The organism is Brevundimonas diminuta, from assembly GCF_022654015.1.
GTDB lineage: Bacteria > Pseudomonadota > Alphaproteobacteria > Caulobacterales > Caulobacteraceae > Brevundimonas > Brevundimonas diminuta_C.
On record NZ_CP073063.1, the window covers coordinates 3,017,849 to 3,039,143 of the forward strand.

25 protein-coding genes and 1 other annotated feature are annotated in these 21,295 nt (G+C 67.3%); of the genes, 10 read left to right on the forward strand and 15 right to left on the reverse strand.

Annotated features, from left to right (window positions below; translation table 11 throughout):
- Positions 1–10: 10 nt before the first annotated feature.
- Positions 11–589 (reverse strand): GNAT family N-acetyltransferase, encoded by a 579-nt coding sequence (locus KAK88_RS14975; protein WP_242077238.1) that lies wholly within the window; start codon positions 587–589, stop codon positions 11–13.
- Positions 590–626: 37 nt separating this feature from the next.
- On the reverse strand, positions 627–1,232 hold the full coding sequence (locus tag KAK88_RS14980; protein ID WP_242077239.1) for a TetR/AcrR family transcriptional regulator: 606 nt from the start codon (positions 1,230–1,232) through the stop codon (positions 627–629).
- A gap of 47 nt (positions 1,233–1,279) precedes the next feature.
- Between KAK88_RS14980 and KAK88_RS14985 the strand changes: the two genes are divergently transcribed.
- The 4 genes from KAK88_RS14985 to KAK88_RS15000 all read left to right on the forward strand — a co-directional run bounded on the left by KAK88_RS14985 (position 1,280) and on the right by KAK88_RS15000 (position 6,698).
- A complete protein-coding gene (locus tag KAK88_RS14985; protein WP_242077240.1) occupies positions 1,280–2,116 on the forward strand; it encodes a metal-dependent hydrolase in 837 nt (278 codons plus the stop codon).
- Between the two features lie 76 nt (positions 2,117–2,192).
- Positions 2,193–3,689 (forward strand): DUF1800 domain-containing protein, encoded by a 1,497-nt coding sequence (locus tag KAK88_RS14990; protein ID WP_242077241.1) that lies wholly within the window; start codon positions 2,193–2,195, stop codon positions 3,687–3,689.
- The gene (locus KAK88_RS14995; protein WP_242077242.1) at positions 3,686–4,879 is read left to right on the forward strand and encodes a DUF1501 domain-containing protein; all 1,194 of its coding nucleotides are present in this window, start codon (positions 3,686–3,688) and stop codon (positions 4,877–4,879) included. The genes KAK88_RS14990 and KAK88_RS14995 overlap by 4 nt, the downstream gene beginning before the upstream one ends.
- 218 nt (positions 4,880–5,097) lie before the next feature.
- Positions 5,098–5,161, forward strand: a sequence feature (sul1 is cis-regulatory element that is thought to sense ions involved in sulfur or methionine metabolism; They are found in Alphaproteobacteria).
- Between the two features lie 52 nt (positions 5,162–5,213).
- Complete coding sequence (locus tag KAK88_RS15000) at positions 5,214–6,698, forward strand: SulP family inorganic anion transporter (protein ID WP_242077243.1); 1,485 nt, start codon at positions 5,214–5,216, stop codon at positions 6,696–6,698.
- Between the two features lie 3 nt (positions 6,699–6,701).
- On the opposite strand, the gene KAK88_RS15005 is transcribed toward KAK88_RS15000, so the two are convergent.
- Complete coding sequence (locus KAK88_RS15005) at positions 6,702–6,893, reverse strand: hypothetical protein (RefSeq protein WP_017505732.1); 192 nt, start codon at positions 6,891–6,893, stop codon at positions 6,702–6,704.
- A gap of 239 nt (positions 6,894–7,132) precedes the next feature.
- Between KAK88_RS15005 and KAK88_RS15010 the strand changes: the two genes are divergently transcribed.
- Positions 7,133–7,345, forward strand: a complete 213-nt coding sequence (locus KAK88_RS15010) for a cold-shock protein (RefSeq protein ID WP_017505731.1) — start codon at positions 7,133–7,135, stop codon at positions 7,343–7,345.
- Between the two features lie 296 nt (positions 7,346–7,641).
- On the opposite strand, the gene KAK88_RS15015 is transcribed toward KAK88_RS15010, so the two are convergent.
- The 12 genes from KAK88_RS15015 to coxB all read right to left on the reverse strand — a co-directional run bounded on the left by KAK88_RS15015 (position 7,642) and on the right by coxB (position 17,294).
- Entirely contained in the window at positions 7,642–8,196 is a 555-nt protein-coding gene (locus KAK88_RS15015) for an NADPH-dependent FMN reductase (RefSeq protein WP_242077244.1), read from the reverse strand.
- Positions 8,197–8,261: 65 nt separating this feature from the next.
- Positions 8,262–9,476 (reverse strand): M16 family metallopeptidase, encoded by a 1,215-nt coding sequence (locus KAK88_RS15020; protein ID WP_242077245.1) that lies wholly within the window; start codon positions 9,474–9,476, stop codon positions 8,262–8,264.
- A gap of 50 nt (positions 9,477–9,526) precedes the next feature.
- On the reverse strand, positions 9,527–10,228 hold the full coding sequence (locus KAK88_RS15025; protein WP_242077246.1) for an SURF1 family protein: 702 nt from the start codon (positions 10,226–10,228) through the stop codon (positions 9,527–9,529).
- Positions 10,225–10,626 (reverse strand): DUF983 domain-containing protein, encoded by a 402-nt coding sequence (locus KAK88_RS15030; protein WP_242077247.1) that lies wholly within the window; start codon positions 10,624–10,626, stop codon positions 10,225–10,227. Before KAK88_RS15030 ends, KAK88_RS15025 begins: the two co-directional genes overlap by 4 nt.
- Positions 10,623–11,531, reverse strand: a complete 909-nt coding sequence (locus KAK88_RS15035; protein WP_017505724.1) for a cytochrome c oxidase subunit 3 — start codon at positions 11,529–11,531, stop codon at positions 10,623–10,625. Before KAK88_RS15035 ends, KAK88_RS15030 begins: the two co-directional genes overlap by 4 nt.
- Positions 11,532–11,645: 114 nt before the next feature.
- Positions 11,646–12,359, reverse strand: coding sequence for a hypothetical protein (locus KAK88_RS15040; protein ID WP_242077248.1), 714 nt, complete (start codon positions 12,357–12,359; stop codon positions 11,646–11,648).
- Between the two features lie 73 nt (positions 12,360–12,432).
- Positions 12,433–12,843, reverse strand: a complete 411-nt coding sequence (locus KAK88_RS15045; protein WP_242078614.1) for an NUDIX domain-containing protein — start codon at positions 12,841–12,843, stop codon at positions 12,433–12,435.
- 2 nt (positions 12,844–12,845) lie between these two features.
- Positions 12,846–13,382 carry a cytochrome c oxidase assembly protein gene (locus KAK88_RS15050; RefSeq protein ID WP_017505722.1) on the reverse strand — a complete coding sequence of 179 codons (537 nt, stop codon included), beginning with the start codon at positions 13,380–13,382 and terminating at the stop codon, positions 12,846–12,848.
- Positions 13,379–13,549, reverse strand: a complete 171-nt coding sequence (locus tag KAK88_RS15055; RefSeq protein ID WP_017505721.1) for a hypothetical protein — start codon at positions 13,547–13,549, stop codon at positions 13,379–13,381. The genes KAK88_RS15050 and KAK88_RS15055 overlap by 4 nt, the downstream gene beginning before the upstream one ends.
- 4 nt (positions 13,550–13,553) lie before the next feature.
- Positions 13,554–14,519 carry a heme o synthase gene (gene cyoE / locus KAK88_RS15060; RefSeq protein ID WP_242077249.1) on the reverse strand — a complete coding sequence of 322 codons (966 nt, stop codon included), beginning with the start codon at positions 14,517–14,519 and terminating at the stop codon, positions 13,554–13,556.
- 88 nt (positions 14,520–14,607) lie between these two features.
- Positions 14,608–16,290 carry a cytochrome c oxidase subunit I gene (gene ctaD / locus KAK88_RS15065; RefSeq protein ID WP_017505719.1) on the reverse strand — a complete coding sequence of 561 codons (1,683 nt, stop codon included), beginning with the start codon at positions 16,288–16,290 and terminating at the stop codon, positions 14,608–14,610.
- A gap of 17 nt (positions 16,291–16,307) precedes the next feature.
- Entirely contained in the window at positions 16,308–17,294 is a 987-nt protein-coding gene (gene coxB, locus KAK88_RS15070; protein WP_165118813.1) for a cytochrome c oxidase subunit II, read from the reverse strand.
- A 260-nt stretch (positions 17,295–17,554) separates the two neighbouring features.
- Between coxB and KAK88_RS15075 the strand changes: the two genes are divergently transcribed.
- From KAK88_RS15075 to KAK88_RS15095, 5 genes are all read left to right on the forward strand, one after another.
- Positions 17,555–17,899 (forward strand): PadR family transcriptional regulator, encoded by a 345-nt coding sequence (locus tag KAK88_RS15075; RefSeq protein ID WP_039244893.1) that lies wholly within the window; start codon positions 17,555–17,557, stop codon positions 17,897–17,899.
- Positions 17,896–18,495 (forward strand): DUF1700 domain-containing protein, encoded by a 600-nt coding sequence (locus tag KAK88_RS15080; protein WP_242077250.1) that lies wholly within the window; start codon positions 17,896–17,898, stop codon positions 18,493–18,495. The genes KAK88_RS15075 and KAK88_RS15080 overlap by 4 nt, the downstream gene beginning before the upstream one ends.
- Positions 18,492–19,274, forward strand: a complete 783-nt coding sequence (locus KAK88_RS15085; protein WP_242077251.1) for a GIN domain-containing protein — start codon at positions 18,492–18,494, stop codon at positions 19,272–19,274. The genes KAK88_RS15080 and KAK88_RS15085 overlap by 4 nt, the downstream gene beginning before the upstream one ends.
- A gap of 119 nt (positions 19,275–19,393) precedes the next feature.
- On the forward strand, positions 19,394–20,425 hold the full coding sequence (locus KAK88_RS15090; RefSeq protein WP_242077252.1) for a UbiA family prenyltransferase: 1,032 nt from the start codon (positions 19,394–19,396) through the stop codon (positions 20,423–20,425).
- A 22-nt stretch (positions 20,426–20,447) separates the two neighbouring features.
- Positions 20,448–21,284, forward strand: a complete 837-nt coding sequence (locus KAK88_RS15095; RefSeq protein WP_242077253.1) for a DUF3298 and DUF4163 domain-containing protein — start codon at positions 20,448–20,450, stop codon at positions 21,282–21,284.
- Positions 21,285–21,295: the final 11 nt, after the last annotated feature.

The following is a 21,295-nucleotide window of genomic DNA, read 5'->3' on the forward strand; positions in this document are numbered from 1 at the left end:
CCCCCGGCCGTCAACGCTCGTCCTCGACCAGGCCGAACAACAAATGGTCTGCCCACTCGCCGTTAATTTTCAAATAAGCGCGAGCCCGACCTTCGTTGTGAAAGCCGGATTTCTCCAGCACCCGTCGCGACCCGTGGTTGGTGGGCAGGCAGGCCGCCTCCAGCCGGTGCAGCTTCAGCTTGTCGAAGGCGTATCCGACCACGGCCCGAACGCCCGCCGTCGCCACGCCCTGACCGGAAAACGGCTGGCCGATCCAATAGCCCAGCGTCCCCGTCTCGGCGACGCCGCGCCGCACGTTCGACAGGGTCACCGCTCCGGCCAGGGTCTTGCCGTCCTGCACGAAGACGAAGAAGGGCCAGGCGTTGCCCAGCTCCATCTCGCGCGCATAGATCGACAGCCGGCGCCGGAAGGCCGCCTTGGTCAGGTCGTCCTCGGGCCAGGCCGGCTCCCAAGGCTGCAGATAGTCGCGCGAGCCGTCGCGCAGCGTGGACCAGGCGGCGTAATCGGCCGCGCGCGGCGGGCGCAGCATCACGCCGTCCCCCCGGATCACGGGGCCGGCTACATCGCTCATCCAGTCCAGAAGCGCCATCGATGGGGACTATAGCATCAAGATTCGGCTCTGAACCTTACGGTTCGGCCAAAAGTGTCGCGGTCAGCTTCAGCGCCAGGTCACGGCCCAGCCCCTCCGGCGCGCCCAGCATCGGCGTCAGGATATCCCCGATCAGCCCCTCAGCGAAGGCCATATAGGCCGCCGTCACCACCAGGGCCTTGGCCCGCTCGGCCGCCTTGGGATCATCGGGCGCCATGGCCGCCAGCCGCTCGGCCAGATCGCGCACCACCTCGGCGAAGCTCTCCGCCCGCCCCTGCTCGCGCGCCAGCGCCAGCCAAGCCGCCATCTGCGAGGCGCCACCTGGTCCAAAGGCGTCGAACACCACGCTCATCAACCGCCCCGGCTCGACGCCGTCGCGCCCTTCGCCCACACCCTCGTTCAGACCCGCCTCGATCCGTTGCGCCAGATCGCGCACCATCGCATCCATCAGCGCGCCCTGAAGCCCGGCCGCCGAGCCGAAATGATGGATCAGATTGGCGTGGCCCACGCCCATCCGCTCGCCCACCGCCTTCAGCGTCACCGCCGCCGGCCCGCCGGTCAGCAGCAAGTCGCGCGCCGCCTCCAGCGCCTCTTCGCGCGCCAACGCCCCGCGTCGTCGCTTCACCGGACCCTTAGTTGACATTGATGTCAGTTAACTCCATTCTCCGCTCGAAATCGAGGAGCAGAACCATGGCGAAATCCGCCACCCCCGCCGACCTCCAGATCAAGCCGCGCGACCTGCATATCGACCGCGAGGCTCCGACGCCACGCTGGTGGCTGAACGACGATCCGTTCGGCACCGCCGTGATGAACGCCCTCAGCCTGACCTTTCCCGACGGCGAGCGGTTCTTCATCCAGTCGGTCAAGCGGTTCGCCAAGGACGCGCCCCCGGCTTTGGCCGCCGACATCCGCGCCTTCACGGTCCAAGAGGGCGCCCACACCCGCGAACACATGGCGTTCAACGCCATCACCGAACGCGCCGGTTATGACACAGCCGAGATCGAGGCCTATGTCACCGCCCGTCTCGACATCGCCCGCGCCCGTCCGGCCTTGGCCCAGTTGGCGGCGACCATGGCGCTGGAGCATTTCACCGCCGCCTTCGCCCATCGGCTGCTGGCCGATCCGGAGCTGCTGAAGGGCTCGCCCCACGACCTGGCCCGCCTGTGGCGCTGGCACTCCATCGAGGAGATCGAGCACAAGGGCGTGGCCTATGACGTCTTCCTGCACGCGACCCGAGACCTTAGTCCCCTGAAGCGCTGGCGCATCCGCCGCTGGGCCATGTTCCTGACGACCCTGCTGTTCACCCGCACGGTGCGCGAGACAACCTTCATGCTGCTGAAGCAGGACGGCATCGTCGGCTGGCGCGCGCGTCTGGGCCTGTTCCGTTGGCTGTGGCTGAAGCCGGGCCTGTATCGCCGGATGATCGGCGACTACCTGGCCTTCTACAAACCCGATTTCCACCCGTGGCAGGTCGACGACCGCGACCTCATCGCGGACGCGGAGGCCGGCCTGGCCCAACCGGCCTGACTCTCAAATCCGACCCCGCGACGGAGTTTCCGCCCAAAGGCGTTACAGTTTGCGGGGGACGGACGAGGAGAAGGCCATGGCTTCATCACCGACCGACGCCGCCGTCGCCCTGACCCGCCTGGGGCTGGGCGCCCGGCCTGGCGAGATCGACCGCGTCGCCGCCGATCCGCGCGGCTGGGCCACTGCCCAGATTCGTCCCCAAGGCGCGCCACAGCCTTCGGGCCAGTTCGCCGACACCGCCGAACGCGTCGCCCAATACATCGACTATCAGAGCGACGCCGGCCTAGTCCGCCTCGACCGACGCGCCGCCGCTCCGGCGACGGCCGAGGCCGCACCCTCCCCTGCCCCCGCTTTCGGTATGCCGGACGCCGCCGATCCGCAGGCCGTCGCCCGGCGCGAAGCCCGTCAGGCCGCCCGCCGCGACATCACCCAGGACACCGCGCAGGAGTTCCTGGCCCGCGCCCAGCTCGGCGCGACCACCAACGACGGTTTCGCCGAGCGCTGGGCCCTGTTCTGGTCGAACGCCCTGACCGTCTCGGCCGCCAAATTCGCCAGCGGCGCCTTCGTCGGTCAGTACGAGCGTGAGGCCATCCGCCCCCATGTCTTCGGCCGGTTCGAGGATCTGGTCCTGGCCGCCGAACAGCATCCCGCCATGCTGCTCTATCTGGATCAGGCCCGATCGGTCGGTCCCGACAGCATGGCCGGCGCGCGCCGCAACGCCGGTCTGAATGAAAACCTGGCCCGCGAGATGATGGAGTTGCACACGGTCGGCGCTGACGGGGGCTACACCCAGGCCGATGTCACTGAACTGGCGCGCGCCCTGACCGGCTGGTCGATCCCCGCCGCCCGCGATCAACGTCAGCCCAAGCGTCCGCGCCGCGCGCGCAACATGGCCGCCCAGGCCGAGCCCGGTCCCGACGGCTTCGTCTTCCGCGCCAATGTCCACGAACCCGGCTCCCGTACGGTGATGGGCAAGACCTATCCGGCGGCAGGCCTGGCCCAGGGTCAGGCCATCCTGCGAGACCTGGCCCGGCATCCGGCGACGGGCAAACGCCTGTCGCGCCGTCTCGCCGCTCATTTCGTCGCCGACGATCCGCCGCCCGCTCTGGTCGCACGGCTGGAAACGGCCTGGACCGGCTCCGGCGGCGACCTGGCCCAGGTCGCCCGCGCCCTGGTCGAGGCGCCCGAGACCTGGACGCCCCAGCCGGCCAAGATCAAGACGCCGTACGACTTCATCGTCTCGGCCAACCGCGCGCTGGGCACGCGACCGCAGCGGATCCAGCCGTTGCGCCAGGCCCTGCTCGACATGGGCCAGCCGCCGTTCGCGCCCCCGTCGCCCGAGGGCTGGCCCGACACGGCCGCCGACTGGGCCGGCCCCGACGCCCTGGTCAAACGGCTGAACTGGTCGCGCACCGCCGCCGATCTGGCGCAGGCGAGCGATCCAAACGCGGTCGCCGCAGCCGCCCTCGGCCCGCGCCTCGGCGAACGCACCCGCCTCGCCGTCGCCCGCGCCGAAAGCCGGCCCGAGGCCCTCACCCTTCTGTTCATGTCGCCGGAGTTCCAACGCCGATGACCGCCCCCAAAGCAAACCTCAACTTGAACCGCCGCCATCTGCTGGCCGCCGCTTCCGCCGGGCTCGGCCTGGCCTTCGCCGGCCGTGTCGCCGCCCAGACCAACGGCCCTGCCAACAAGCTGGTCGTCGTCATCGCGCGCGGCGCCATGGACGGCCTGTCCGTCACCGTGCCCTACGCCGATCCGAACTACGTCCCCTTGCGCGGCGGTCTGGCCATCGCCGCGCCCGGCGAGGCGAACGGCGCCCTGGCCCTGAGCGAAGGTTTCGGCCTGCATCCGGCGCTCGCGGGCCTGCATGCCCTCTATGGTCAGGGCCAGATGCGGTTCGCCCCCGCCGTCGCCCTGCCCGTGCGCATCCGCTCGCACTTCGACGCCCAGGACGTGCTGGAGAACGGCGGCGAAGGTCTGCGCCAACAGTCCGACGGCTGGCTGAACCGCGCCATCGTCGCGGCCGGCGGAACGTCGCTGAAGGGCCTGTCGATCGGTGCCCAGACCCCGCTGATCCTGCGCGGCGACGCGCCGGTGTCCAGCTGGGCGCCCGGCGGTTTGGTGCGCGACGGCGACCGCATCGCCTCCTTGCTTCAGGACCTCTATGTCGAGGATCCGATGCTGGGCCAGAACCTGGCGCGGGGTCTCGCGACCGAGCAACTGGTCGGCATGGAGAGCGGCGACCAACGCCTGCGTCGCAACGACGTCCAGGGCCTGGGCCAGGCCGTCGCCAAGCTGATGACCGGACCGGAGGGCGCCGACATCGTCGCCGTCTCGCTGGACGGCTGGGACACCCATGCGGGCCAGCGCGCCCAGCTTCAGACGCGGCTGACGGGCCTGGATCAACTGGTCACGGGCCTGAAGGACGGCCTGGGCGAGACCTGGTCGCGCACGGCAGTCATCGTCGCCACCGAGTTCGGCCGCACCGCCCGCGCCAACGGCACGCAAGGCACTGACCATGGCACCGGCTCGTCGCTTCTGCTGGCGGGCGGTGCGGTCAAGCGCGGCGGCCCCATCGGCGACTGGCCGACCCTGGCCGACAACCGCCTGTTTGAGAACCGCGACCTAGCCCCGACCCTGGACATCCGTTCAGTCTTCAAGGGCGTGCTGCGCGATCACATGGGCCTCGACCGCGCCGCGCTGGACGCCCGCGTCTTTCCCGGCAGCGCCGCCGAGGCGCCGGCGATGAACGGTCTAGTCTGACGCAGCGCCGTCCTCGCCCCTCGCCGTCTTTCCGGGGCGTCCGCAGGACGAACCCGGAACCCAGGACCCCAGCGCAGGTCCATGACGCGGCATATCAGGGCCGTCCCCTTGGCTTCCGGGATCTTCGCTGACGCTCAGCCCCGGAATGACGACCTGTAAGCGGTCGTTCCCGCCACGCTTGCTTTTTGCGGCGCAACATCGCATCAGGGCGCCATCACCTTGGACCCGGCCCTGTTCGCAGGCGACGGGTGGCTATCCCCGCCGCCGATCCGCTGGGAAACCGAGCCGCCGGAAACCGAAACGTCGGTCAGGCTCATCCAGATGAAATCCTGAAATGTCCATCATCGCCTCCGCGCGCCAGCAATGGCTCGCCAATCCTCGCCGCGATCTTCTGGCGGGGACCGTCGTGGCTCTGGCCCTGATCCCCGAAGCCATCGCCTTTTCCATCATCGCCGGCGTCGATCCCGCCGTCGGCCTCTACGCCAGCGTGGTCATCGCCGTGACCATCGCCTTCGTCGGCGGGCGGGCGGCCATGATCTCGGCCGCGACCGGCGCCATGGCCCTGCTGATGGTCACGCTCGTGCGCGACCACGGGCTGGAATATCTGTTCGCCGCCTCGATCCTGTGCGGCGTGTTCCAGATCGTCATCGGCCTGCTGAAGCTGGGCCGCTACATCAAGTTCGTCAGCCGCAGCGTCATGACCGGCTTCGTCAACTCCCTGGCCATCCTGATCTTCCTGGCCCAGATGCCCGAGCTGATCGGTCGGGGCTGGATCACCTACGCCCTGGTCGCGGCGGCCCTGGTCGTCATCTACGGCTTTCCGCGCATCACCAAGGCCGTGCCCTCGCCCCTGGTCGCCATCATCGCCATCAGCGCCCTTGTGATCGTGCTGAAGCTGGACGTGCGCACCGTCGGCGACATGGGCCAGATGCCGACCAGCCTGCCGATGTTCCACCTGCCCGCCGTCCCGCTGACGTGGGAGACGCTGGTCATCATCGCGCCCATCTCGGCGACCCTGGCCTTCGTCGGCCTGCTGGAAAGCCTGCTGACCGCGAACCTGATCGACGACATCACCGACACCCCGTCGGACAAGGATCGCGAGACGCGCGGCCAGGGGATCGCCAACATCCTGTCGCCCCTGTTCGGGGGCATGGCGGGCTGCGCCATGATCGGCCAGTCGATGATCAACGTCACCTCGGGCGCGCGCGGGCGTCTGTCCACCCTGTGGGCCGGGCTGTTCCTGCTGTTTTTGATGCTGGCGCTTCAGACCTGGGTCGCCCGGATCCCTATGGCCGCCTTGGTCGCCGTCATGATCATGGTCTCGATCGGCACCTTCGACTGGTCCTCGGTGATGAAACTGCGCTCCACCCCGCTTCAATCGTCCATCGTCATGATCGCCACCACCGTGACGGTCGTCGCCACCCACGACCTGTCCAAGGGCGTCATCCTGGGCGTGCTGCTGTCGGCGATTTTCTTCATGCGCAAGGTCGGCAAGACCATCGCCGTGACCGAGGTTCCGACGCCGGAACCGGGCGTTCTGCGCTACCACGTGTCAGGCCAGTTGTTCTTCGCCTCGGCCGATCTGTTCGCCGCCAGCTTCGAGCATCATGGTCATCCCACACGCGTCGAGATCGATCTCAGCGACGCCCATCTGTGGGACCTGACCGGGGTCGCCGCCGTGGACAAGGTCGTCTTCCGCTACCGCCGTCAGGGCGCGGACGTGCAGGTCACGGGCATGAACGACGCCGCCCGCACCCTGGTCACGCGGGTGGGGCGGTTCGAGAAGATGCATTTGCCGGAGGGCGCCGGCGCGCATTAGGGATCAGGCGGCTTCGGGCTTTGGCATCTTGCAGATGCGGTTCAGGTCGGCGCGGATCGAGCTGCCCTGGAAATGCGAGATTTCGGCGCCCGAATAGCCCTCGCCCGACAGCGCCTTGACGACGTCGCCGGTGTTCAGACAATCGTTGGTGCGGGCGAGCTGATAGGCGCGCTCGACGACGTGGGTGCGGTTCATGGGGATGGCCTTTCGTGCTGTTCGGTAACGCACCCCAAGCTAAACCGTTCCGATCATTGGATTTTCGGACCCGTCGCCCCAAGCTTGCATCCACAGCCAATATCTGCGCACATAGGGCTCGTCGATCTCTCTGCGTAACGCCCACTCTCTCTGCGAACGCACGAGTCAAGGCCGCTCCCATTCAGACCCGACAGGCCGCAGGGACGTTCCCTCGGTCAATTTCTAACGGAGGTCTCAAAATGGCTACCGGCACTGTCAAATGGTTCAACGCCACCAAGGGCTACGGCTTCATCCAGCCTGAAGACGGCGGCAAGGACGTCTTCGTTCACATCTCGGCTGTCGAAGCCGCCGGCCTGCGCGGCCTGGACGAAAACCAGAAGGTTTCCTACGAGCTGGAACGCGACAAGCGTTCGGGCAAGGAATCGGCTGGCCAGCTGCAAACCATCGGCTGATTTCAGCCTCACGGCTGAACTGGCGACGGCGGCTCCTCACGGAGCCGCCGTTTTCAATTCCGGGCTCGGTTAGATAGCGGAAACGCTGTTTCGAACATCTGCTAACGGTTGAAGACGGTCTCTGCACCAGAGATGGGAAGCGTCAGATGACCGCTCGCGCGAGACTTATTATGGCGACCAGAAACAGGGCTGCGAGAGCGGCGTAGAAGGCCCGCTTTCGTAAGGGGCTGCCCCATCGCTTCCGCTCTGAGTCATTCATTGATTCCACCCCGTCATTCCGACAGCGTAAAACGGTCTCACGCCTTCGTCTTGTCGATCCAGGCGGCGAAGGCGTCGGTGAAGCTTTTCAAGAAGGCCTTGGTGTCGTCCTTCTTCAGCTTTCCGTTCTCGTCCAGCAGGTCGGCGACATTGCCGATATAGGCCTCGGGCTGCTGCATCGTGGGCATGTTCAGGAACACCAGCGGCTGGCGCAGGTGGTGGTTGGCGCCGAAGGCCGCGACGGCGCCGGGCGAGACGCTGACGATGGCGGCGGGCTTGCCCTGCCAGATGCTGTGGCCATAGGGGCGCGAGCCGACGTCCAGGGCGTTCTTCAGCGCGCCGGGAATGGAGCGATTGTATTCGGGCGTAACGAACAGCACCGCCTCGGTCGTCGCCACCTCCTCGCGGAACCGCTCCCAGGCCGGCGGCGGATTGTCGGTCTCCAGGTCGGGATCATAGAGCGGCAGGTCGCTGATCTCGACCGGCTCGATCTCCAGTCCTGGCTCGGCCAAAGCCTTCATCTCCATGCCGATGGTGCGCGAATAGGAGCCTTTGCGCAGGCTGCCGACGATCAGGGCGACGCGGACGGTCATGAAAGGTCTCCGGACTGGACGGGTTCAAGCGCCAGCATAACCGATCCGCGCGCCGCCGCGTTCCCTCAGCCCCCGAACAGGGCCGCCGCGAAGGCTTCGCCCGCTGGTGCGGCCGACTTCGGGCCCAGGACGGCGCTGGCCGCCTGGCCTGAGGCCAGCACCCGGCCGCCGACGGCGCGCACGTCCTTGATCGTCTGGGCTTCCAGCTGTTCGGTCATCGACAGGCTGGCGCGCGGGGCGCCGAAGATCAGGGTTTGTGCGGCGTTGCGCCCGGCCCGGCTCATCGGGTTTTCGTCCGACATCCATAGGCCGGCCTTCATCACCGCCTTGGCCCGCGACAGCTCCTTTTCGGTCGGCCCGACCTCGGCCAGGGCCCGCACCTCGGCCGCCGAGACCTCGGCGAGCTCTTTTGCTCGATCCGCCGCCGCCCCGGCGTAGATGCCCAGCACGCCCGTATCCTCATACGGCTCCTGATAGGCGTCGATGGCGTAGGCCAGGCCCCGCTCCTCGCGCGCGCTCTGGAACAGGCGCGACGCCATGCCGCCGCCCAGGATCTCGCCGAACAGCCGCATGGCCGACAGCGCCGGATCGGTCGCGGACAGGGCGGGCAGTTGGAACACCAGATTGGCCTGTTCGATCTTGCGCGTCAGCCTGGCATGGCCGCCGACGAAGGCGGCCGGCGCGGGCGCATCGGCCGGCGTCGCGACCGCATCGCCGAACCAGCGCTCGGCCAGGGCCAGCAGTTCGGTCTCGTCCACCGCGCCTGAGACCGACACCACCATCCGGTCGGGCGAATACAGCCGCGCGCGCCACGCCTCGACCGACGCCTTGTCGGCCGGCTTCAGACTGGCGACCGAGCCCAGGATCGGACGGCCCAACGGTTGCTTGGCGAAGGCGCGCGTCTGCACCATCTCGAACACATGGTCGTCGGGCGTGTCGAAGGCCTCGGCGATCTCCTGGGCCACCACATCCTTCTCGCGCTCGATCTCGGCCGGGTCCAGCGTGGGCCGGAACACCAGGTCCGACAGCACCTGCATGGCCAGCGGCAGCGAGCCGTCCAACCCCCGCACCTCGAAGCTGGTCCGCTCATAACCCGTGGAGGCGTTGATCGTGCCGCCCTCGGCCTCGATCCGCTCGACGATCTCGCGCGCGGCCATGTCGCCGGCGCCCTTGAACACCAGATGCTCCAGCAGGTGAGACCAGCCGGATCGATCCAGCGGCTCCCACCGCGCCCCGCCCTTGACGGTGACGACGACGGCCAGGGTCTTCAGCCCCGGCATCGGATCGCAGATGACGCGAACGCCGTTGGACAGGGTGTGCAGAGAAGAAGTCAGGAGATGTCTTTCTTCATTCGACGGCGAAGCAGGGCCACATAGAAACCCGCAAGCGCGATCGCCAGTCCGAACCACGTCAGGGCGTATCCGAAATGGTTGTTGGAAAAGGCCGCAGGCGGCGCGGAGGGCCTCAGCGCCGGGAACTCGGGATTGACGGCGGTGATGGCGAACACCGCCTCGGGCCGGACCGGCCCGGTGACGTTCAGCGCCTTGGCCATCGCCGCCGTGTCGCGGGCGTAGAAGCGACCATCGCGCGGCGCGGGGCTCATGGCGCCCGGCTTGTCGAAGGTGCGGAACTCTCCGACCATGACCAGCGGCAGGGTGGTCTCGACCACGCGCGGACGCGCCGTCACGCCGTCGCCGACGAAGCCGCGATCGACCAGCAGGGTGAAATCCGCCCCCGCGGGCTTGCATGCCGAGATCAACCGCACCCCGGCCTCGCCGTCATGGATGCTCTGAAGCTCGACAAAGGGCGCGCTGGCCAGGCCCGGACAGACGATCAACGCCTTCCTGAACTCCAGATCACCTTCCGCCAACACCTGCTCCAGCGGTGCAGGCGGTTTCGCCGCCGCCGCATCGGCCGCCGCGATCAGCCCTTCCTTCCACTTCAGCCGCTCGACCTGCCACACGCCCAGCCCGATCAGCAGGATCAGGCCCAGCACCGTCAGCACGGTCAGAATCCACGGGAAACGCTTCATCGCTGGTTCCGATATTGCAGCCCGATCATCAGTCCCCGCCCCGGCCGCATCAGGGCCAGCGAAAGGGCCACCACCAGCGGCAGCCAGACGATCAGATGCACCCACATGGGCGGGTGGTATTTGATTTCGACGAACAGGGCCGAGAAGCCGACGATGAAGCCGGCGATCTGCATGATGAAGCTGGCGGGGCCGTCGCCCGTCTGGATGGTGGAATAGTCCAGACCGCAGGCCGTGCAGCCAGCCGCCACCTTTAGAAAGCCTGCGAACAGCGCGCCCTGGCCACACCGGGGACAGCGCCCCCGCAGCGCCCAGCGAACCGGCGTATCGGAAACGACGACGGCGCGGGACGATGGCTCGTCCCGCGCCGCTGCGATGTCTTCAGGGCCGTCTTGGATCAACCGAAGACGACATAGACGAAGGCGAACAGGAACAGCCAGACCACGTCCACGAAGTGCCAGTACCAGGCGGCCGCCTCGAAGCCGAAATGCTTCTGCGGGGTGAAGTCGCCCTTCAGCAGGCGGATCAGGCAGACCGCCAGGAAGATGGTGCCGATCAGGACGTGGAAGCCGTGGAAGCCCGTCGCCATGAAGAAGATCGAGCCGTACAGGCCCGAGTTCACGGCCTCTTCGTTGAAGAACAGCTTCTCGTGCAGGATGTGGTTGTACTCATAGGCCTGGACGCAGGTGAACAGCACGCCCAGGGCCACGGTGATGATCAGGGCCAGCTTGGCGCCCTTGCGGTCACCGACCTGGATCGCGTGGTGGGCCCAGGTGACGGTGCAGCCCGACAGCAGCAGGGTCACGGTGTTCAGCAGCGGCAGTTGCCACGGCGACAGGACCTCGACGCCCTTGGGCGGCCAGGTCGACCAGGCCTTGGCGGTGTCAGCCCAGGTGCCGACTTCCGGCGTAAGCGCCCGCGATTCATGGAACAGCGCCATGTCGAAGAACATCCAGAAGAAGGCGACGAAGAACATCACCTCCGATGCGATGAACAGGATCATGCCGTAGCGCAGGCCCAGCGACACGACCGGCGTATGGTCGCCGGCCTTGGATTCCTTGATGACGTCCGCCCACCAGCAGAAGGCCGAGATCAGCACGCCGGCCAGACCGGCGAAGAAGACGCCCGGCTTGCCTTCGGCCAGGAAGTTGGCGGCGATCGGGCCGCCGTCCGCCGGGGCCAGGCCCTTCATCCAGATCACCGCGCCGATGAACATGATGGTCGCAGCGACCGAGGACACCAGCGGCCAGGGGCTGGGCGCCACCAGGTGGTAGTCGTGCTGCGGAGTAGCGTGGGCGTCAGCCATGAATCGCGTCTCTTCGTCGGCCAGAGTCGGTTGTTATAGCGGCTATAGCGTTCGATTTTCCCCGACGCCAGAGCCACGCCGTCTTTCCGCCTTGTTCGGGCATGCGGGCGGGGCTCAGCCCTTGCGGGCCATGGCATCGGCGGGGTCGTCCGGACTGTCGGCCAATGCGCCGCCCATGCCCATTCCCCCTCCCCCCATGCCAGCGCCCATCCCTGCGCCCATCCCGCCCCCGCCCCCGCCACGGCCGCCCGTTGCGCCGGCGCCTGAGCCGCGGCCTCCGGTCGAGGACGGGCGCGCCGGGCCTTGCAAGGGCATGTCCGGTCCGGTCGGCACGGGCGCCAGGTCCAGCGCATGGCGGATGAAGTCGCGCAGCGAAACCACCAGATCATGCGTCCGCACCGGCCGCCCGGCGACCAGTTCGCGCGCCGCCTGCTGCGCCAGCCGCACCTGCTCTTCGGTGCCCAGCAGAATGATATCCGCCAGACTGGCCTCCACCGCGTCGCGGATGCGCCGGGTCCGGTCCGAGCCCGCCGTCGCCTCGGCGCTGAGATCCAGTCCCGCCCCGCCTTGCGAGACGTTGCGGCGGCTCAGGTCGCGCTTGTGCGTCGGATCGACGGTCAGGTCGCCGGTGAACGACCCGCCCAGCACCTTGTAGGCGGCGATCAGGGTCTTCAGTCGTTCGTTGATCTGGCGGTTCATCCGCTCGCGCCGTTGCTGGATGGTGAACATCATCACCAGCCGGATGCCCATGCCGATCAGCGTCACGAGCGCCAGCCCGACCAGGGTCAGCAGCAGACTGTGCCAGTTGGTGAAATCCAGACCGCGCAAATCCCGTCTCCGTCTCGGCGTGCAGCGTGCACCTGGAGAGGAAACGCGCGCCGACGCGAACGGCGCCGTGTGATCAGACGTTCATCGCCGCGAACGCCTTGGCCGAAAAGGCCGACAGCGGCTGGGGCAGGTCGTCCAGCGCGAACCAGCCGATCTCCGACAGCTTGTCCGGCTCGGTCAGCGTCGGCTCGCCGGCGAAGTCCCGGGTGACATAGATCAGCGACACCCAGTGCTGGCCGTCGGCCGGAATGATCTCTTCGGCTAGGCACAGGAAATCGACGGCGCCGATCGTCAGCCCGCTCTCCTCCTCGGCCTCGCGCCGCGCGGCGTCGATGGAGCGTTCCATCAGGTCGACCTTGCCGCCGACGATATTCCAGAACCCGGCCTCGGGCGCCTTCAGCCGTTTGCACAGCAAGACCCGCCCGTCGGCGCGCTGGATCACCAGGCCGCAGCCGACGCCGGGAAAGTCCACGCCCGGTCTCATGGTCACGCCTTGGGCGCGTCCACGGATGGATAGAAGGTGTAGCTCAGGGTGATGTCGCGCGCGCCCTTGGCCTCACGGTCCGTGGCCAGTTCGGGGGCGATGAAATACTGGACCGGGAACTGGCGCGTCTCGCCCGCCGCCAGCGTCTGGTCGGTGAAGCAGAAGCATTGCAGCTTCTGGAAATACGGCCCCGTCTGCTCGGGCGAGACATTGTAGCTGGCGCGCACCTGGATCGGCTTGTCCGAGGTGTTGGTCACGTCGAAATAGGCCAGGCCCGTCTCGCCGATCCGCACCCGTTGGGTCGACTGTTCGGCGCGGAAGGTCATCGGCACGCCGCGCACATTGGTGTCGAACCGCACCATCACCGTCTCGTCCAGCACGGTGTCGGAGGCCTTGTCGGCCTTCATCGTCGTGCCGCCAAAGCCCGTGACCTGACAAAACATCCGATAGAGCGGCACCGCCGCGAACGCCGCCCCGGTCATGCCCATCACGCCGAAGACGCAGATGATGGCGATCAGATTCTTGCGGCCCGCCTTCATGGCTGGGACGTCTCCACCGCCGTCGCCAGCGCCCGCTCGGCCGCCTGATTCTGTTGCAGGCGCAGCACCGTGGTGGCGAAAACCAGCACGATGAAGGCCACCAGCGCCGAGGCGATCCAGACGTTGCGACGCTTGCGCGCGCGAAGTTCCTCAGGCGTCAGACGCATGGTTTTACGCTCCCAGACCGGACAGGGCCTCGACCAGCAACGCCGAGAACAGCGCCATCAGATAGAGGATGGAAAAGGCGAACAGGTCCCGCGCCGGTTTGGCCTGGACCTTGACGTCATACAATGCGGCCTCGCGTCCCACGGCCTCGGCCTTGTCCGGCTCGTCACCCGCGCGCGAGCGATAGAGACGCACCGAAAGGCCGAGGAAGCCCAGGCCGCCCGCGACCGACACGACCAGATAGACGATCCCGCCCAGGCCCGCGAAGGCCGGGGCGATCGCGACCGGCACGAAGACCAGGGTGTAGAGCAGGATCTGCAACCGCGTGGACTTGGCCCCGCGCGCCACCGGCATCATCGGAATGCCCGCCTTGGCGTAGTCGCCGGCCGAATACAGCGCCAGCGCCCAACTGTGCGGCGGGGTCCACAGGAAGATGATCAGAAACAGCAGCCACGCCTGCCACGGCGCATGGCCCGTCGCCGCCGCCCAGCCAATCACGGGCGGAAAGGCGCCCGCCGCCCCGCCGATGACGATGTTCTGGGGCGTCCGGCGCTTTAGCAGCAGGGTGTAGAAGCCGGCGTAATAGACGATGGTCATGGCCAGCAGACCCGCCGCTAGCCAGTTCGCATTCATCCCCAGCAGCATGACCGAAAACAGGCTCAGGATGACGCCGAACGCCATGGCGTCGTTCTTGCGGACGCGTCCCGCAGCGACCGGCCGGCCGCGCGTGCGCCGCATCAGGGCGTCGGTCTCGCCTTCCAGCGCCATGTTCAGCGCCCCGGCCGCCCCGGCGCCCACGGCGATGCACAGGATGGCGATGGCCGCGACCAGCGGATTGACCGATCCGGGCGCGACGATCAGCCCGGTCGCGGCGGTGAACACCACCAGCGACATCACGCGCGGCTTCAGCAGCTGGAAGAAATCCTCCGGCTGGGCGGTCGAGATGGCGGGGCGGGTCTGAACTTCGGTCATCGGTGAGGGCCGCATAGCATACCCAAATGAAGAAGGCCGCCCCTTCCGACGGAAAGAGCGGCCTTCGATTTCATATCTCTGGAAAGGCTTAGTGCTCTTCCGCCTTGATGACCGGCAGTTCGTTGAACTGGTGGGCCGGGGGCGGCGACGACAGGGTCCACTCCAGGGTCGTGGCGCCTTCGCCCCACGGGTTGGCGACGCCCGGACGACGACGGATCGCCGCTTCGACCAGCATGATCAGGAAGACGATCACGCCGACGACGGTGACGGCATAGCCGATCGACGAGACGTGGTTCCACAGGGTGAAGGCTTCCGGATAGTCGATGTAGCGACGCGGCATACCCTGCAGACCCAGGAAGTGCTGCGGGAAGAACACCAGGTTCACGCCCACGAACATGATCCAGAAGTGGGTCGCGCCCAGGAACTCGTTGTACTTCACCCCGAACATCTTCTCGAACCAGTAGTAGAAGCCCGCGAAGATGGCGAAGACGGCGCCCAGCGACAGCACATAGTGGAAGTGCGCCACCACGTAATAGGTGTCGTGCAGGCTGTAATCGATGCCGGCGTTCGACAGGACCACGCCGGTCACGCCGCCGACGGTGAACAGGAAGATGAAGCCGATCGCCCAAAGCATGGGCGTCTTGAAGCTGATGGACCCGCCCCACATGGTGGCGATCCAGCTGAAGATCTTCACGCCCGTCGGCACCGCGATGATCATGGTGGCGGCGATGAAATAGGCGCGCAGATTGATGCTCATGCCGACCGTGTACATGTGGTGCGCCCACACGATGAAGCCGACGAAGCCGATGGCCACCATGGCGTAGGCCATGGCCAGATATCCGAACACCGGCTTGCGGCTGAAGGTCGAGACGATGTGGCTGATGATGCCGAAGCCCGGCAGGATCAGGATATACACTTCCGGGTGACCGAAGAACCAGAACAGGTGCTGGTACATGATCGGGTCGCCGCCGCCGGCGGGATCGAAGAAGTGGGTGTGGAAGTTGCGGTCCGTCAGCAGCATGGTGATGGCGCCGGCCAGCACGGGCAGCGACAGCAGCAGCAGGAAGGCGGTGATCAGCACCGACCAGGCGAACAGCGGCATCCGGTGAAGCGTCATGCCCGGCGCGCGCATGTTCAGGATGGTGGTGATGAAGTTGATCGCGCCCAGGATCGAGCTGGCGCCCGCGACGTGCAGGGCGAAGATGGCCAGGTCGAAGGCGGGGCCGACGTGGCCCGTGGTCGACAGCGGCGGATAGGCCGTCCAGCCTCCGCCGAAGCCCTTGCCCGGTCCGCCGTCGGTGAACATCGACAGGATCAGCAGGCACCAGGCGGCGACCAGCAGCCAGAACGAAATGTTGTTCATGCGCGGGAAGGCCATGTCCGGCGCGCCGATCATGATCGGCACGAACCAGTTGCCGAAACCGCCGATCATGGCGGGCATGACCATGAAGAAGATCATGATCAGGGCGTGGGCCGTGACGACGGCGTTATAGCCGTGCTTGGATTGCTCCACGAGACCCAGCAGCTGGATCGACGAGCCTTCCTTGAAGATCTGGATGCCCGGCTCGGCCAGTTCCCAGCGGATCAGGCCCGACAGGGCGCCGCCCACGATGCCCGCCATGATGGCGAACATCAGATACAGGGTGCCGATGTCCTTGTGGTTGGTGGACAGGAACCAGCGGGTGAAGAAGCCCAGCTTGTGGTCGTGATGGTGGTCGTCGTGAGCGTGACCGATGTGGGTCGCGTCGCGGGTTACGGTAGCGTCAGCCATGTGTCTCTGTTCGCCTCTTACTGGGCGGCCGGCGCGGCGGACGCCGCGGCGGGAACGGGTTGGTCGGCGGTGGCGCCGACGGGGGCGGCGACCGGGGTCGCAGCGTCGGCGGCGGGCGCAGGCGCGGCTGCGGCCGGAGCAGCGGCTGCGGCGGGCGCGGCGACCTTGGGCGTCATCGAACCGCCCTTGGAGGCGATCCACTGTTCGAACTGGGCCTGGGTCACGACCCGGATCTCCAGCGGCATGAAGGCGTGGTCGACGCCGCACAGTTCCGAGCACTGGCCATAGAAGACGCCGGTGCGCTCGGCCTTGAACCAGGTGGTGTTGATGCGGCCGGGAACGGCGTCGGTCTTCAGGCCGAACGCCGGAAGGGCGACGGCGTGGATGACGTCCGAGGCGGTGATGACCAGCTGCACCGTCTTGCCGACGGGCACGACCATCGGCTCGGTCGCGGCCAGGCGATAGGGCACGCCCTTGGCCTTGGCTTCCTCTTCCGGAAGCATGTTGGAGATGTACTCCGCGACGCCCTGGTCCGGATACTCATAGGCCCAGTTCCACTGGTTGCCGGTCACCTTCACCGTCAGATCCGGCGACGGCATGTCGTGATAGGCGAACAGCAGGCGGAACGAGAACAGGGAGATGAAGACCAGGATCAGCACCGGCAGCACCGTCCAGATGATCTCGATCGTGGTGTTGTGGCTCCAGCGCGCGGGCGTCGGATTGGCCTTCTTGTTGTAGCGGAACACGATCCACGCCAGCAGGCCCAGCACCAGCAGGGTGATGGCCGTGATGATCGGCATCAGGATCACGTCGTGGAAGAAGTGCGCATCATGCTTCAGCGGCGACGCCGCCGGTTGCAGCGTGATGCCGCCCGGGGTCGGCTGACCCATCAGGTCCTGCGCCCACGTCGGCGCCGCAGCGAACATCGCCAGTCCGGCGCCCAGAACGATGGAGGACGCGCAAGTCGCGGCCTTCTTCAACGTCCCTTGGGCTCGCTTGCCCATCCCCATATGAGACTTCCCCATAAAACCGTTATGCAGCAGATACTTGCGAATGGCTCGCAAGAGATCACGCTGGTGCGATTCCCACGCCCGGCGTTCTCGGTCACCTATCGGATCGCTTTCGGCTTGCCAAGCGATCAACGGCGCTCAGGCCGCAAAGCCGCCTTCAGCCGGCCTCGATTAAATCGTTGTCATGTTTCGATAGCTACCTTGCGTCACAAGATACCTTGTCGTAGTCAATTGTCATCAACGGGAGAGCCGAGGTGCCAGAAACTATCGAGATACAGCTGAAGAAGGGCGTGTTGGGGCTTTGCGTCCTGGCCCTTCTGAATCGGGCGGACAGCTACGCCTACGAGATCGCCAGCCGCCTCTCGGACGCGATCGATATGGGGGAAGGCACGATCTACCCCCTGATGCGCCGCATGCAGTCCGAAGGACAGGTCGAGACCTATCTGGTCGAATCCTCCGCCGGGCCGTCACGCAAATACTACCGACTGACCGAAGCGGGCCGGGGGGCCCTCGCCGCCCAGACTGCCGAATGGTCCGCCTTCACCAAGGCCGTCGACGCCATCGTGGCGAACGACGCCGATCAGGGAGCCGCTCAATGACGCGCGCCGAATTCATCGATCGTCTGAAGGAAGGCCTCGTCGGCCTGCCGACCACGACCGCCAACGACATCATCGCCGACTATCAGACCCACTTCGACGACGGCATCGCCGCCGGCCGCACCGAGGCCGAGGTCGCCTTTGCGCTCGGCGATCCGGTCCGCCTAGCTCGCGAACTGAAAGCGGAAGCCGGCATCCAGCGCTGGCATCAGGAGAAGAACTTCTCCGCCGCCGCCGGCGCCGTCTTTGCTGTCCTGGGCCTGGGGGCGCTGGACATCCTGATCCTTCTGCCCCTGCTGATGGGCGTGATCGGGACCGTGTTCGGCTTCTTCCTCGCCGCCATCGGCCTGTTCATAGGCGGCGGCGTGATCATGGTCGCCGGCCCCTTCGCCGGCTTCCCCGGCGGGCCGTTCGCGGCGATCCTGATGGGGCTGGGCCTGATGGCCGGCGCCGTCTTCATCGGCACCCTGCTGACCATCTTCACCATCTGGCTGGTCAACGGCGTCGTCTGGTTCGCCCGCCTGCACTACCGCCTGCTGAAGCCGGCGCTTGAGCCGACCAGCGTTCAATCCACCTCGACCTCGGGAGTCTCGGCATGATCCGCACCCTGTTCATCATCGCCGGCGCCGCCCTGGGGCTGTGCCTGGTCACCGTCGGCGGCGCGCTGGCGATCGGCGGCCACGACCTCCAGCGCCACGGCTGGGCCTGGACCATCAAGGACCAGGACGGCGAGACCATCCGCTTCGAGCGGGTCAAGGGCGGCGGGACCGACGACCTCGGTCCCCTGACCACCCGCACCCTCGCCTGGACCGGCGGCGAAACCCTGACCGTCGATTCCAGCATCGACGTCGAATACGTCCAAGGCGACGCAAACACCGTCGTCATCACGGGGCCCAAGGGTCTGACCGACCGGGTCCGGCTGGTCGACGGCCGCCTCGATCTGGGCGACGGCGACGAGCGGGTCGTGTTCGGCTGGGACAACGGCAACTTCTCCGCCCGCTCCGAGCGCGACGAGCTGAAGGTCGTCATCACCGCGCCCAAGGTGAACCGCTTCAACACCAAGGGTTCGGGCGACCTGCAGATCACCGGCTATGACCAGCCGTCGCTGATGCTCGATATCGCCGGCTCGGCCGAGGTCACCGCCTCGGGCCGCACCGACGAGCTGAAGCTGGACATCGCCGGCTCGGGCGATGCGTCCCTGGGCGACCTGGCGACCCGCGACGCCTGGGTGGACATCGCCGGCTCCGGCGACGCCCGCATCGCCCCGACCGGCGACGTCAAGGTCGCCATCGCCGGCTCCGGCGACGTGGCCCTGGCCACCCGCCCCGCCAACCTGAATAGCACCGTCTCCGGCTCTGGCGACGTCTATCAGGACTGACGGTCACACCGATCACCGACGGAAAAGGGGCTGATCCACCAGCCCCTTTTTCATGCGCCATCCTTCGAAACGGGGGGCGACGCCTTCACCCCTCGCCCCCTTCGCGCTAAGTCAGCCGCATGACTTTCGCTCCCCTCCCCGACGCCGGCGCCAACTGGGTGGATCGGCATGCGCCGGAGGGGCTGAAGCCGTGGTTGAAGCTGGGTCGGTTCGATCGGCCCATCGGCATCTGGCTGTTGCTGCTGCCCGGCTGGCAGGGGATCGCCCTGGCTTTGGCGCAGTATCGGCAGGCGCCAGATCTCTATGATCTGTGGCTGTTTATCGGCTTCGGCATCGGCGCTTGTCTGATGCGGGCGGCCGGGTGCGCCTTCAACGATATCGTCGATCGGGATTTCGACGCTCAGGTCGCCCGCACGGCCCAGCGCCCCATTCCGTCGGGCCGCATCTCGGTCAAACAGGCCTGGGCCTTCGTGGTGGGATGCAGCCTAATCAGCCTTTTGATCCTGCTGACCCTGCCGACCGTCGCCATTCTGCTGGGCGTCGGGTCGCTGGGCCTTGTTGCGGCCTATCCCTTCATGAAGCGGATCACCTGGTGGCCCCAGGCCTGGCTGGGCCTGACGTTCAACTGGGGCGCCCTGATGGGGTTCGCCGCCGCCCTGCCGCTGGCGGCGGCCGCCTTGCTGCTGCCCGCCGATCTCGCCGGCGAGTTTCGGCCGTTCCTGTGGTCGCCCGCAAGCGAGAGCGGCCATGCGATCGCCCTGGCGTGGCAGGCCTATATTCCCGCCGTCCTGCTGTGGATCGGCGGGGTCTTCTGGACCCTGGGCTACGACACCATCTACGCCCTGCAAGACATCGAGGACGACGCCATGATCGGCGTGAAATCCTCGGCCCGCCGCCTGGCCTCGGCCGTGCGGCCGGGCGTGGCGGTCTTCTATGGCCTGACAGTAGTCCTTGCCGCCCTGACCGGCCTCGCCGCGGGGCTTGGGCCGCTTTTCGGGCTCTGTCTGGTGATCTACGTCGTCCACCTGGCGTGTCAGGTCATCCGGCTGGACCGCAACGACGGCGCCCTGGCGCTGAAACTGTTCAAGTCCAATCGCGAGGCCGGTCTGATCCTGCTGGCCGCCATCGCGATTGGCTCGATCTCCCTGTGATCCCCCGATGATGGAGTTTCCCATGTCGCGCACCGCCCGCACCCTGCTGTTGTCCGCCGCTGTCGCCGCCACGCTTTGTGCATCTCTGTCCGCCTGCCAGCGCAAGGAAGACAAGGCCCAGGCGCCGGTCGCGCCGGCTCCAGCCGCTGCGCCGGCCGTGTCGAACACCCCCGTCGGCTATGACAGCAAGACCCCCTATGCCGCCGTCAAACTGACCCTGCCGCAGGCGATCAAGACCACGCCCGCCCTGCACGCCGCCCTCTATGCCGACACGGTGCGCGACTTGAAACAGTTCGAGGAAGGCGCCCAGGCCGATCTCAGCGAGGCCGGCGGCGGCCCGAACCCTTACGAAAAGACCATCGCCTTCGCGCCGGGCGCCGAGACCGGAAAGCTGGTCAGCCTGGCGCGCACCGATTTCGAGTTCACCGGCGGCGCCCATCCCAACACCAGCTTCGACGCCGTGATCTGGGACAAGACGACCAACAAGCGGCTGGGCTTCGGCGACCTGTTCCGGCCGGGGGCCGATCTGTCGGTCCTGGACAAGGCCCTGTGCGTCGCCGCCAACGCCGCCAAACAGGCCCGCTCGCCGGGCTCGGAGGCCGCGACCCTGGACGGCAAGATGTGGACCTGCCCCAAGGCCGTCTCGACACCGTTCGTCCTGACGCCGGGCGCGACGCCGGGCAAGGCGGGGGGCGTGACCTTCCTGCTGGGGCCGTATCAGATCGGCCCCTACTCCGACGGCCCCTACTGGATCGCCCTGCCGCAGAGCGTCTTCCGCGCCCTGCTTAACCCCGCCTACGCCGACCAGTTCGACGGCGCCCCGGTCAAGGCCGGCGACGTGACGCCGAAGAATGGCTGAACCAATCCTCC

Bases quoted from the DNA above. Each gene is read 5' to 3' on its own strand.
- KAK88_RS15035 (WP_017505724.1), bottom strand. From the start codon at position 11,531: ATGGCTGACGCCCACGCTACTCCGCAGCACGACTACCACCTGGTGGCG.
- KAK88_RS15015 (WP_242077244.1), bottom strand. From the start codon at position 8,196: ATGACCGTCCGCGTCGCCCTGATCGTCGGCAGCCTGCGCAAAGGCTCC.
- KAK88_RS15020 (WP_242077245.1), bottom strand. From the start codon at position 9,476: ATGCCGGGGCTGAAGACCCTGGCCGTCGTCGTCACCGTCAAGGGCGGG.
- KAK88_RS15010 (WP_017505731.1), top strand. From the start codon at position 7,133: ATGGCTACCGGCACTGTCAAATGGTTCAACGCCACCAAGGGCTACGGC.
- KAK88_RS14990 (WP_242077241.1), top strand. From the start codon at position 2,193: ATGGCTTCATCACCGACCGACGCCGCCGTCGCCCTGACCCGCCTGGGG.
- ctaD (WP_017505719.1), bottom strand. From the start codon at position 16,290: ATGGCTGACGCTACCGTAACCCGCGACGCGACCCACATCGGTCACGCT.
- KAK88_RS15080 (WP_242077250.1), top strand. From the start codon at position 17,896: ATGACGCGCGCCGAATTCATCGATCGTCTGAAGGAAGGCCTCGTCGGC.
- KAK88_RS14975 (WP_242077238.1), bottom strand. From the start codon at position 589: ATGGCGCTTCTGGACTGGATGAGCGATGTAGCCGGCCCCGTGATCCGG.
- coxB (WP_165118813.1), bottom strand. From the start codon at position 17,294: ATGGGCAAGCGAGCCCAAGGGACGTTGAAGAAGGCCGCGACTTGCGCG.
- KAK88_RS15095 (WP_242077253.1), top strand. From the start codon at position 20,448: ATGTCGCGCACCGCCCGCACCCTGCTGTTGTCCGCCGCTGTCGCCGCC.
- KAK88_RS15005 (WP_017505732.1), bottom strand. From the start codon at position 6,893: ATGAACCGCACCCACGTCGTCGAGCGCGCCTATCAGCTCGCCCGCACC.
- cyoE (WP_242077249.1), bottom strand. From the start codon at position 14,519: ATGACCGAAGTTCAGACCCGCCCCGCCATCTCGACCGCCCAGCCGGAG.
- KAK88_RS15025 (WP_242077246.1), bottom strand. From the start codon at position 10,228: ATGAAGCGTTTCCCGTGGATTCTGACCGTGCTGACGGTGCTGGGCCTG.
- KAK88_RS15055 (WP_017505721.1), bottom strand. From the start codon at position 13,549: ATGCGTCTGACGCCTGAGGAACTTCGCGCGCGCAAGCGTCGCAACGTC.
- KAK88_RS15000 (WP_242077243.1), top strand. From the start codon at position 5,214: ATGTCCATCATCGCCTCCGCGCGCCAGCAATGGCTCGCCAATCCTCGC.
- KAK88_RS14995 (WP_242077242.1), top strand. From the start codon at position 3,686: ATGACCGCCCCCAAAGCAAACCTCAACTTGAACCGCCGCCATCTGCTG.
- KAK88_RS14985 (WP_242077240.1), top strand. From the start codon at position 1,280: ATGGCGAAATCCGCCACCCCCGCCGACCTCCAGATCAAGCCGCGCGAC.
- KAK88_RS15085 (WP_242077251.1), top strand. From the start codon at position 18,492: ATGATCCGCACCCTGTTCATCATCGCCGGCGCCGCCCTGGGGCTGTGC.
- KAK88_RS14980 (WP_242077239.1), bottom strand. From the start codon at position 1,232: ATGTCAACTAAGGGTCCGGTGAAGCGACGACGCGGGGCGTTGGCGCGC.
- KAK88_RS15045 (WP_242078614.1), bottom strand. From the start codon at position 12,843: ATGAGACCGGGCGTGGACTTTCCCGGCGTCGGCTGCGGCCTGGTGATC.
- KAK88_RS15050 (WP_017505722.1), bottom strand. From the start codon at position 13,382: ATGAAGGCGGGCCGCAAGAATCTGATCGCCATCATCTGCGTCTTCGGC.
- KAK88_RS15090 (WP_242077252.1), top strand. From the start codon at position 19,394: ATGACTTTCGCTCCCCTCCCCGACGCCGGCGCCAACTGGGTGGATCGG.